Source organism: Plectonema radiosum NIES-515 (assembly GCF_025753815.1).
GTDB classification, from domain to species: domain Bacteria; phylum Cyanobacteriota; class Cyanobacteriia; order Cyanobacteriales; family Nostocaceae; genus Hassallia; species Hassallia radiosum_A.
Map to the genome: position 1 here is coordinate 1 of NZ_JAOWRF010000220.1, position 11150 is coordinate 11150.

The following is an 11150-nucleotide window of genomic DNA, read 5'->3' on the forward strand; positions in this document are numbered from 1 at the left end:
TTCCCCCCTCTCCCCCTTCCTCCACAGTCGGTGAATTTATTCAACTGCTGCGACGGGGAACCATCACCGCTAACCCTTACCCAATGCGTCCTGTAGGACCAGCTAGCAAAGCTGTCACCTTAGCGACAATCTTTCAATATCGCGCAAGTAGGCGATCGCACCGCTGGCATTTTTGGCTAGATGCTGGTTCACCTTTATGGTCAAAAGGTGGTGCAGCAACGTTGTTTGGTGCCCCTTTCTTTCTGCAACACAGATTAGGGGAGCCTTGGACAGCAGAAGACGAAAAATTGTCAGAAGAACAGCGACTGCAACGAATTTTGGCAGATTTGCTCTCTCGTGTATCCGAAAAAGTATATTTGTGTCACAGCGAATTAGCCGTGAACGGACAAGAACAACTCGGTCCGTTATTGCCTTTGGTGAATGCTTGCGTATCAGTTATTACTGAGCCGGCTGTCAAAAAATGAAAATATTCTTCCACACTTTTCCACTGACGATTAGCCCCAGAGACTATTCACCGCGATCGCTCCCGTTCCACTTGCGAGCTTTCCTAGTTGTGCTGGAACTGTTCAAGCTCCTTAATCCTGCTATCTAACTGGCTTGTTTTAATTGCATTCACTCCAAAACCTTGATGAATTAGAAGAAGTTCTATTTTCGCGTTGCCAAGTAATTCTAAAACAAGCATCTTTGATTAAAGCGATCGCCTATTTCTTCTACTGATGCCCAAAAACAACAGCTTTATCATTCCAGCGCAGCCGGAATTGATCTGAGCGGGGGTTAGATTCTCCGCAGCGATCGCTCGTTGCCAGTTGTTTAAGTCTGGGATGGTTGCAGGCATATCCGCAACCATCCACGTGGAATTTCTCCAGAAAAAGTAGCCTATTGGCTTGGTGACGACGTGCAAACGGTGCTGAGTTATTATTGTCACCCTGACGTAACCAAAGCTGAATGCCCAGATTTTTGAGTAGTAGCTTTACTCAAAAATCCCTGGAAAAGCTTGTTAGTGCTAATGGTGGTAATTCTAAGGGTATTGTACCGAGAAATCCTTTGCGAAAATCGGTTAAAAGTTGCCTTGCGGTACGCTCGACATCACCTTTGTAGCGATGAAGAGCTAATGCGTGTAAATATGCTTCTCCGGTGTCGGTTGTGGAATCGAGGTCGTAACGAGTCTCTAAGGGTTTTTTCGGTAATACGTTAGTTGCTACGGCTTCTAAGTACATGACCAAATCTGCGAGTGCTGATGCTACTAGTTGATTATCATAAGATGCTTCGCCAATATCGTCACAAATCGCTAACTTTAATGCGGCTTCTTGGTCTTCTAACTTTAGGGGGATGACACCAGGAGCATCAAGCAATTCTAATTGCTCAGAAATTCGCACCCAGCGCAAGGAACGAGTTACACCAGGACGAGCAGCACTTTCGACTACTCGCTTTCCCACTAAGCGGTTAATCAAAGCCGATTTACCGACGTTGGGAAAACCAATGACTACAGCACGGACGGGACGCGGTAGCATTCCACGATCGCTTCTTCTTTTATTTATCTCTACTCCCGCTGCTTGTGCTGCTTTTGATACCGCAATTACACCTTGCCCTTGTTGAGCATTGGTAAAATAAGGCACTTCACCTTGACATTGAAACCAATCGATCCAAAGCGATCGCGCTCTTTGTGTAATCATATCTACTCGGTTTAGCACCAACACCCGCTCTTTACTCCCCACCCACTCTGTCATTTGCGGATGGTTTGTCGCTAAAGGTATGCGTGCATCTCGGACTTCCAGCACCACATCTACACGCTTTAGCTGTTCTTTAAGTTTCTTTTCAGCTTTGGCAATGTGACCGGGATACCATTGAATCAGGTTTAATTTATAGTTTTGAGTTATTGACATTTGTTTGTTGATAGTTGTTGGTTGATAGTTAACAGTTATCAACTATCCATTTTAGATTGATGCAAAATTATTCTATTGCCATCAGGATCGTAAGCGGAAATTTCTCTACCGTGAGAAGCGGTTGTGATTTCTCCTGGTGGGGGATAACCTAAAGCACTCAGGTGAGCGATCGCATCTTCTAAGTTACTCACCTCTAAACATAAACTCATCTTACTTTTAAGTGAGTTAATAAACTCAGATTCATTACTCTTTTTTGGTTTGAAAATACTTAATCTTACACCTGATAATTGAAACTCAGCATAAATATTTGGAATGATTTTTACTGGTTCTTGTTTGAAAAAATTAGTATAAAAACAAACTAATTCTTCCAAATTAATCGTGGCTATGGTGACGAAAGCATCAGTATATTGAAAAACCATATCCTTTTAGAATTAATTGTAGAGAAAACCACCGCTGGAACTCTCGCAGAAGCAATCCGCAGTCGCATTTTGAAACCGTTAGGGTTGAAACATACCTTTACAGAATTGCGTGAACCGATTATAGGAAACGTAGCTACAGGTTATAGCGATCGCACCCCGGATGGCAAGCTAGATAGTTCGAATAACGTGAATGATGGAAATGGCTTGGGAGATGGGGGATTAGTTTCTAACGCTGAGGATTTAGCTGTTTTTGCGAAAGCTTTGTTTGCGAAAAAAACTTTACTTTCTCCCCAAATGATGAAACAATTCTTAACGTTTACAGATAACGAAGGTTATGGATACGGTTTAGGTGTAGAACGTTTTCCGACACCTTTTGGTGAATCATTCGGTCATACTGGTACAGCATACGGTTTTGTAACTTTGATGGCATATCTACTTAGGAAAGATACTACTGTGATTGTGCTGTTTAATGACCAGGATGTTGATATTAAAGGAATTGCCATGAAGGCTGTCGAGTTAGTCAATAGTCGATAGGTTGTGTAGTTTGCCACACAGGCAGCGCGATCGCGTTATTTTTTAGATATTATCTGGGTCAATATTCAATTCTCGCAGTTTTGCGGCTAGGCGATCGGCTTTTTGTGTTGCTTGTTCAGCTTGTTGTGTTGCTTGTTCAGCTTGTTGTGTTGCTTGTTCAGCTTGTTGTGTTGCTTGTTCAGCTTGTTGTGTTGCTTGTTCAGCTTGTTGTGTTGCTTGTTCAGCTTGTTGCGTTGCTTGTTCAGCTTTTTGGGTTTGTTCTTGTGCAACTTCTTCAGGTGTAGGAATTAACTGTGCTTCTGCGGTAAAATAGCGCAAATTATTTTCATGAACACCAAAGTACAAACTTAGCTGTTGACTCCACAAAAGTCCTTGAGGATTGGGTTCTATAGGTTGATAAGTACCACCAACCAAAATAAATCCCGCAAATTCTAAATTATTCGGGTCAAACCAGAAATATTCGGGAGTCCGAAAGATATCTTGATAAATCTGTTTTTTTAAACCTTTGTCAGTCGCTGCCGTTGAATTTGAAAGTAATTCTACAATCAAATTCGGATATTTCCCGTCTTCTTCCCAAACAACCCAACTATTACGGGGTTTGCGTTCAGTGTCCAGCACGACAAAAAAATCTGGTCCCTTGAAGTCTTCTGATTTGCGCTGACGTGGACTGTAATAAATGCTGAGGTTACCGGCAGCGAAAAAGTCGTTGTGATTTCGCCACCACCAGTCAATGCATTTTAATAATAGCAGCATTTGCTGCAAATGTAAGTAGCTTTCCAAAGGTGGTTCGTCACTATATAAATCCCCTGGAGGAAATATTACATCAAGTGGGGCTTCAAAATCTTTGGCGACGGACATAACTACAAGAAGTTGGGTGATATAATTTTAGTGTAGCGGGATGAGAGATTCAAAGCTTTTCTAAACGCACTACAGCATTGTAATTGGGAACTCCTTCAAGCGATCGCTATTGCTTGGCTGTATAATTAGCACCAAGCTTTTCATATCGGGTAGCGATACGACGAAACTGCCATCTGCGGTTGATAGCACGTTTAACAAGTAAAAATAATTATACTCTGCCTTAAGACAGACACACCTGATAGCTGAACATAGCGACCATAAAAACAGAAGTTTTCACCAAAAAGCTATGACTTCAACGCTATCTGTGCCTAATTCTATCGAATCGTTGCTAGGTAAAGAAGCAGAAGAGCTGCTTACATTTAAAGCAAAGGTTTCGTCAGATTTATTGCATTTACCAGGACCCGACTTTGTAGATCGAGTTTGGATTCAGAGCGATCGCAATCCCCAAGTTTTGCGAAATCTCCAGCTTTTATATTCTACAGGTCGTTTGGCTAATACCGGTTATCTCTCGATTTTACCAGTAGACCAAGGTATCGAACACTCAGCCGGCGCATCTTTTGCACCCAACCCGATTTACTTCGATTCCGAAAATATTGTCAAGTTAGCGATCGCTGCCGAATGTAACGCAGTCGCTACCACTTTAGGAGTATTGGGCAGCATTTCTCGCAAATATGCTCACAAAATTCCTTTTATCGTCAAACTCAACCACAACGAATTGCTAACTTTCCCCAATCAATCCGATCAAGTCATGTTTGCTGATGTCGAACAAGCTTGGAATTTGGGTGCAGTTGCCGTGGGTGCGACAATTTATTTTGGTTCAGAACAATCCACCAGGCAAATTCAAGAAGTTAGTCACGCATTTAAACGTGCTCACGAATTGGGGATGGTAACAATTTTGTGGTGTTATCTGCGTAATAACGCTTTTAAACAAGACAAAGATTATCACCTTGCCGCTGACCTCACCGGACAAGCGAATCATTTGGGTGTCACCATTGAAGCTGACATCATTAAACAAAAGTTACCTGAAGTTAACAATGGTTACGGTGCCGTTGCCAAAGCCACAGGTGAAAGTTACGGTAAAACCAATGAAAAGGTTTACACCGACTTGACAACCGACCACCCCATCGATTTGACTCGTTACCAGGTATTAAATTGCTACTGCGGACGTGCTGGACTGATTAATTCTGGTGGTGCGTCTGGTAAAAGCGACTTTGCGGAAGCGGTTCGCACTGCTGTAATTAACAAACGTGCCGGTGGTACGGGTTTAATTTCTGGACGCAAGACATTCCAACGTCCTTTTGAGGAAGGGGTGAAGCTGTTTCATGCGATTCAGGATGTTTATTTGTCCAAAGATGTGACGATAGCGTAGAAGGTGAAAGGGGAAAGGAATAAAAAACTTTCCCTTTTCTCTGCTTGGGATCACCTGATTAAAAACAACAACTCTGAATACTCCGTGATTTAATTTGTTATCTTCATATGCCAACTCATCTCGCTTAGATGCTGATAGAATTCCGATATTTTCATTATTTGCAATAATGGGTCTAGCTAACGCATCGCCAACTTTACATCCATCAAGAATGACCATAACGTAATTATTGACGCTTTGAAAAATCGGAACTAACTCTTCAATGAATTTAATGGCATTTACTGGTATTTTTTATATTATAGACGTGTCATGTGTTATCAAATACAATTCTTGCTCATCTGACTCTGGACGCGCACCATGAGAAGACCAAAAAATAGTAAGAGTATCATTCTGCTTCAATTTTGACACCGTTTCCTTGATATGTTCTATAATTTTAAACTTCTCTGCCTGTTTGTTAAGGAATTGAACAGCATTGGCAGATTGAATTAGCCCAGTATTCTCGTTCGTTAATAAATTGTGCATCTTGACAGCATCGTTAACGCAACCAGATAATTTTAAACGGGAGATAGGTATTCATTTATACCGGCAAACAAGCCATAATTTGTTATTGTAAGTATACCGATGTAAGTGACGGAAGAACTTTACCACCGGGGAAATAAAATACAGATGCAATAAATTCTTTATCTGCGCGATCGCACAATAATTACTGAAACCATTTTAGATTAAAATAATCATAATATTAAGTCTGTTAATCTTGTGAGTTTTGATAATGTTTGTAAGCTGCTGGCAGAAAAATATCCAGCAGATTTTGTTCGGTGGTTAATTGCTGAGGAATCGGCAAATATAAAGGTGCTAAAAACTGAATTAAGCTTGGAACCAATTCGTGCAGATTCTGTGACTTTTATTCAAACTAAAAACAGGATTATGCATATTGAGTTTCAGACTTTAACACAGTCTAGCCCAGCAATTCCCTTCCGGATGCTAGATTACTCCGTGAGATTAAAGCGTCAGTATAAGTGTCCAATTGTGCAGGTGGTCATCTTTTTGCAAGAAACAAACGATGAAATTGCTTTTACCCAAGAATATGTGGATGATACGACTATACACCACTATCAAGTAATACGGATGTGGGAGCAAGATTCGAGTTTATTCTTAAATAATGCCAATTTATTACCTCTGGCTACTCTGAGTCGTACTGATTCCCCACAAGGTTTATTATCCCAGGTTGCTGAAAAAGTGGCTACAATTTCAGATAGGGAGACAAAACAAAATATTGCCGGGTATACAGAAATTTTAGCTGGTTTGCGATTCGACAAAACTTTGATTCGTCAATTGTTAAGTGAGGATATTATGCAAGAATCAGTGATTTATCAAGATATTTTGCAAAAAGGAAAACAACAAGAAGCTTTTTCTTTATGTATGTCTCTGATAGAAGAACGTTTTGGTGAGATTGATGAATCAATTTATCAAAAAGTTCAAGGCTTGAAAATCGAACAATTAGAGGCTTTATGTCGATCGCTCTTAAGAATGTCTGAAATGGATGATTTACTAACTTGGTTGGAACAGCAACAAAGTAGTTGAAGTTAAATTGATTTTCACGGGAGCATCGCACCTCTCTACAACCCTCAACTCGTAGACGCAACGCGGCTTTTCGTTATCAGAGCAAGCTCACTTGCTTTCTTCTGAATCAGCAAAGTGTATGAAAATGCGCGTAATTAGCCCACGTAGGTGGACTTTGTTCCTAGAGCCAGCGGCTTATAGCCTGAGGGCGTTTATTGCTCAAACGCTCTTTACACTCAAGATAATACCATCTTTAGCCCGCATATAAAGCACTGGTGTGGCAAAGTCAGGTTTATCCAGTCCGATTTCCATAGAAATGGCATTGCGGGTTGTCTGGATGGCTGCATCTACAGGGTAGCCGAGTGCGAGGGTGCGGTAAAATTCGTCAGCAAAAAGCTTGGCAGTGCGGTCAAGAATAGGATATTGCATAGCGACTACTGCGGGTATTCCCCGACGCACGATGTTTGGTGCTATACCTGCAAATACTTGCTGTGAAGACATTCCCGTACCTTCACAGGAATTTAGCACAGCTAATCCCAACTTCTGGTTGCCTAAAAAGAAGTTGGCGAAATTCTCATCATTTAAGAGTTTGGATTTGCCTTCGGTATCTACTAGGGCAATAAAGCCTTTATTGTTTTCAAAGATACCATGACCGATGAAGTGAAAGACATTGTAAGGCTTTTCGCGCAGCTTTTGGTTGATGTTGCGGATGGTGGCTTCTGGTAGCACATCTAACTCAATTTTTCCTGCGTCTATGTGTTTTGCCAATGCTTCACGAATCAGCTTTGCTTCGGTGTCAACGTCCAAGGGACGCATGTCAGTGGGACTGGAGATGACTACCAAGATTTTCAGCGGTAGGGTAGCGGTTTGGAGTTCGCGCTTTTGTAGGGGAACGTCAATATAACGAGAGAGCGCGGTTTGGGTGTTGTTTGCTAAAAAGGTGTTAGTTGCCTCATCGTAGAGAAATTCCCACGGGAGCGCGGCTAGTTCTGGGGATTCAAACACCAAGCGCAAGCGTACAGCGTATCCATTTGCTTGTGCGCCTGCCATTGTAGCACGCAATTGACCGTGAATCTTGGGGGGGAAAAGTGCTTGGTAGAGTTCGTTGCCTAGTCCTTTGAGTAAATCGGCATCTTTGACTTGATGCTCAATCAGTTTTAATGTGTGCTTAATTCTGTTCATCTCCAATCGCAATTCACCCGACTCGTCACCTTGTTCTGAAGAAGCGCGAATTTTGTTGTCTTTGGTAACTAATATTTGAAAATCGTGGTAATTCATGATAATTTGATTTTTAAATGAATTATCTCTCGCCTTGGACAGTTCTTCTTGTAGGGGTGTTGGGGAATTAAGTTTTTGTTCTGCTTCCACAGGTTGCAAATTGACATCATCAATTAGCCTGCGGATATCGACGCTTTCATAGCTCTCCTCGCACTCAATCTGATATCGACCAGCTTTCAAGCGCTTATACAAATTATCTAGAGGGTAGGAATAAGGTGTAAGACTGCCTTCACAAACTTTGCAGTTACAGGGAACTAGAGTTTTATATTGCAAACGCTCAAAAGAGTTGTGGATTTTTTCGAGTTCGTGAGTGACGACTGCGAGTAATTCTTTCTTGCGATTTCCGGCTACACGGATTTTAATTTCTTTTTGATTGTAGTCTTCAATGACTTCGGCGCGAGTTTGGTCTTTGTTAAGGACAACACCGCTTTTCCAAACCAGGTTTTGCTGTTCAATCCAAGGATGTGTCTCAACAATGAAGCGGGTGAGCATACCCTTGGGCATAAAATCGTATTTGTAGCGCAAAATTAGATTATGGGATTTCTCCCAGATGTAGTGGGGTTGGTTGATATCGAGTAGTTGCGGTGCAATATAGTTGCCGGCACTATCAGGAATTGGGTAGCAAAGTTTAAACCGGATCATTAGTTGCAGCAGTTCATCTTGCATATCAGCATATTCGTCATCCTGCCAGATATCAGAAAGATTCTCTTTGGTAAAACGTCCCAGATTTTGCCTGACGGTTTCATTGTCTAATACTTTGTAGACAGCAGTGGTTCCCCATTCCGGTTTCAGGATGATGTAATGTTTAAGTGTAGAATCATCTTGGAAGTGAAGACAAACACCGAGGTCGTGCAGATAGCGACTCAACCGTAGCATATCTTTACGGTCAGTTAAATTATTGACTCGGCAAAGTTGGTAGTATTCTTCAAGATTAATGTAGTTGCGGGAGTCGTTTTCTAAGGCAGAACGGACTCTGACCCAGAGTTTGGGCAAAGGTGTATTGATGTGGGGAAGGTTGCTGATGTAAAGTTGAATAGCATTTTTTATCTGTGATAAACCACGATTGGTCGCTAAGTTAGTTGCCAGAACTTCTTTTAAATTGGTAAATTCTCCTCGCAAGGAGCGATCGCTTATTTCACACTGACGCTCTTGTTTTTCGTTTTTGATAATGAGAACTGGGCTATTGTCACTCAATAGTTCCACAACTTTCAACCACCAGTAAAAGTCGGTGTTTTCTTGACGATTATCTGCCACTAAAGCATAGAGGGAACGTTCTGTGAGAAAAAACTGGTGGGTTTGGTGGTAGATTTCTTGACCACCAAAATCCCAAATATTGACGCGAAAGTCTTTTCCGTTGGGGAGTGTGAAGTCCCAGGGGATCACGTCAATGCCTTCGGTTGATTTCTCATTGGACTGGAGATCGTAGCTTTCGTTTTCAATTTTCTTTGCTAAAGAAGTTTTACCGGCTCCTCCTTCACCAATAATTAAGAATTTTGCTTCGTAGATGAGTTCAGTTTCGTTGGGATCTTGCACCCGAAAATAGAAATCGAGAATTTCTCTTACATCTCCAGGATCTTGAGACAAATCCTTTGGTCCCAAAATCTCAGGTGGAATGGAGATTGGGTTTCTACGCAGATCCAGCTTTTTCAGTTTTTGGAGTTGGACAATTTCCTGTGGCAGACTGCTCAGTTGATTACCGCTGAGGTCAAGCGATTGTAAGTTGGTGAGTTGGACAATTTCTTGTGGCAGACTGCTCAGTTGATTGTATCGGAGGTTGAGCGATTGTAAGTTGGTGAGTTGGACAATTTCCTGTGGCAGACTGCTCAGTTGATTATCGCGGAGGTAGAGCGTTTGTAAGTTGGTGAGTTGGACAATTTCCTGTGGCAGACTGCTCAGTTGATTATTGTAGAGGTTGAGCGATTGTAAGTTGGTGAGTTGTCCAAATTCCGGTGGCAGACTGCTCAGTTGATTGTTGTAGAGTTTGAGCGTTTGTAAATTGGTGAGTTGTCCAAATTTGTTTGGCAGACTGGTTAAGTTATTAGCAACTACCTGAAGTTCTTCCAGATGATTAAGTAATCCAATTTCCGCAGGTAAAACGCTCAGGTTGTTCCCGATAGTACCGACGATATAACCCTTTTCATTAAATTGGTATTTGCCGAGAATCAGCTTTTTGAGTTGAGTCAGCTTACCAATCTCAGCCGGTAAAGCTGTCAAGTCTTTGCCAGAGAGGTCTAATTCGGTTGCCCCTTCTGTGGCAGCTTGTTCAATTAGCTGTAGCAGTTCTTTCTCGGTCATCAGTAGTTAAGAGGGGGGAGGAGTGATATCTTGTAGTATTCTCGATTAGCACCATCGCCCGCCCAGAAATAAATTTCTGGGCTAATAGCCAAAGTCCATTAAAATGGACTCAAATCCTTGTTTAGTCTTCTTAAGAAGACTTTCAATATTAGCCTCAGAATTCATTCTGAGGCGGTTTTGGGATTGGTACAATATCTCAGTTATAACAAAGTTTAACGTATCATTTATGGTTTGAAGTGCTGTACTTTTGTCGGTAATATCCCGACGGAGGTTTTATATTTGGTTCAACTTATCTATTAGACATCTGTTGGAAATTAATTATGCGTTAACCAGAATCCTTGTAGAGACGCGAAATTTCGCGTCTCTACAAGGATTCTGGAGATGTCTATTTAGTACAGCGATCGCATTTTTTACGAGCGCGTTTTTCAACGCAGAGGTGAATCAGTCTCAGGAAGCCTATGCCGTCTATTCGTACTGATGTTAGCGAAGCGTTAGCGACGCAGGAGCGTCACCCGAAAGGAGCGCAAAGGTAAGCGCAGAGTGACGCAGAGTTTTTGTGATAAATTTTGGTTATGAGTTTATGCAATGCCTTGTATAGGACTTACGCAAAAAGACCAAAAAACGAACCGCACCAGAGCGCAGAGGACACAGAGGAATAAGACGAGGGAGAGAGTTTTAGCTCTGCGATAAATCTAATTTTTTCCTATATAGCAGATTTTAGGTTTAGGAGGTACATGGGTAAAACCCAAAACCCTGTAGAGACGTAGCACTGCTACGTCTCTACGTGTATTTAATAATAATAAAATCTGCTGTAACGAGTCTTTTTACTAGATTGGAGAGTCTTTTTACTAGATTGGAGAGTCTTTGATACTGATTGGAGAGTCTTTTTACTAGATTGGAGAGTCTTTGATACTGATTGGAGAGTCTTTTTACTAGATTGGAGAGTCTTTGATACTG

The 11150-nt window shown here is 41.6% G+C and carries 9 protein-coding genes and 1 pseudogene; 4 read left to right on the forward strand and 6 right to left on the reverse strand.

From position 1 onward, the window contains the following. Positions 1-464 (forward strand): annotated as a pseudogene (locus OGM63_RS15130) (recombinase family protein); the annotation flags it as partial. Between the two features lie 224 nt (positions 465-688). Here OGM63_RS15130 and OGM63_RS15135 read toward each other — a convergent pair. Genes OGM63_RS15135 through OGM63_RS15145 form a run of 3 tightly spaced genes read right to left on the reverse strand, consistent with a single transcriptional unit; the run spans position 689 to position 2302 of the window. Continuing rightward, positions 689-925, reverse strand: a complete 237-nt coding sequence (locus OGM63_RS15135; RefSeq protein ID WP_263746416.1) for a hypothetical protein — start codon at positions 923-925, stop codon at positions 689-691. Positions 926-974: 49 nt separating this feature from the next. Beyond that, entirely contained in the window at positions 975-1883 is a 909-nt protein-coding gene (gene ylqF, locus OGM63_RS15140; RefSeq protein WP_263746417.1) for a ribosome biogenesis GTPase YlqF, read from the reverse strand. A 38-nt stretch (positions 1884-1921) separates the two neighbouring features. Beyond that, a complete protein-coding gene (locus OGM63_RS15145; RefSeq protein ID WP_263746418.1) occupies positions 1922-2302 on the reverse strand; it encodes a VOC family protein in 381 nt (126 codons plus the stop codon). Between OGM63_RS15145 and OGM63_RS15150 the strand changes: the two genes are divergently transcribed. Continuing rightward, positions 2291-2836, forward strand: coding sequence for a serine hydrolase domain-containing protein (locus OGM63_RS15150; protein ID WP_263746419.1), 546 nt, complete (start codon positions 2291-2293; stop codon positions 2834-2836). The two genes, OGM63_RS15145 and OGM63_RS15150, sit on opposite strands and share 12 nt — an antisense overlap. A gap of 42 nt (positions 2837-2878) precedes the next feature. On the opposite strand, the gene OGM63_RS15155 is transcribed toward OGM63_RS15150, so the two are convergent. Then, entirely contained in the window at positions 2879-3694 is an 816-nt protein-coding gene (locus tag OGM63_RS15155) for a Uma2 family endonuclease (protein ID WP_263746420.1), read from the reverse strand. Positions 3695-3980: 286 nt separating this feature from the next. Between OGM63_RS15155 and OGM63_RS15160 the strand changes: the two genes are divergently transcribed. Continuing rightward, the gene (locus OGM63_RS15160; protein WP_263746421.1) at positions 3981-5063 is read left to right on the forward strand and encodes a class I fructose-bisphosphate aldolase; all 1083 of its coding nucleotides are present in this window, start codon (positions 3981-3983) and stop codon (positions 5061-5063) included. 288 nt (positions 5064-5351) lie between these two features. Here the strand turns inward: OGM63_RS15160 and OGM63_RS29835 are convergent, their stop codons facing one another. Beyond that, complete coding sequence (locus tag OGM63_RS29835; RefSeq protein WP_375340490.1) at positions 5352-5633, reverse strand: caspase family protein; 282 nt, start codon at positions 5631-5633, stop codon at positions 5352-5354. Between the two features lie 183 nt (positions 5634-5816). Between OGM63_RS29835 and OGM63_RS15165 the strand changes: the two genes are divergently transcribed. Next, positions 5817-6641, forward strand: coding sequence for a DUF4351 domain-containing protein (locus tag OGM63_RS15165; protein ID WP_263746422.1), 825 nt, complete (start codon positions 5817-5819; stop codon positions 6639-6641). 198 nt (positions 6642-6839) lie between these two features. On the opposite strand, the gene OGM63_RS15170 is transcribed toward OGM63_RS15165, so the two are convergent. Continuing rightward, on the reverse strand, positions 6840-10193 hold the full coding sequence (locus tag OGM63_RS15170; RefSeq protein ID WP_263746423.1) for a COR domain-containing protein: 3354 nt from the start codon (positions 10191-10193) through the stop codon (positions 6840-6842). Positions 10194-11150: the final 957 nt, after the last annotated feature.

Bases quoted from the DNA above. Each gene is read 5' to 3' on its own strand.
- ylqF (WP_263746417.1), bottom strand. From the start codon at position 1,883: ATGTCAATAACTCAAAACTATAAATTAAACCTGATTCAATGGTATCCC.
- OGM63_RS15145 (WP_263746418.1), bottom strand. From the start codon at position 2,302: ATGGTTTTTCAATATACTGATGCTTTCGTCACCATAGCCACGATTAAT.
- OGM63_RS15155 (WP_263746420.1), bottom strand. From the start codon at position 3,694: ATGTCCGTCGCCAAAGATTTTGAAGCCCCACTTGATGTAATATTTCCT.
- OGM63_RS15160 (WP_263746421.1), top strand. From the start codon at position 3,981: ATGACTTCAACGCTATCTGTGCCTAATTCTATCGAATCGTTGCTAGGT.
- OGM63_RS15170 (WP_263746423.1), bottom strand. From the start codon at position 10,193: ATGACCGAGAAAGAACTGCTACAGCTAATTGAACAAGCTGCCACAGAA.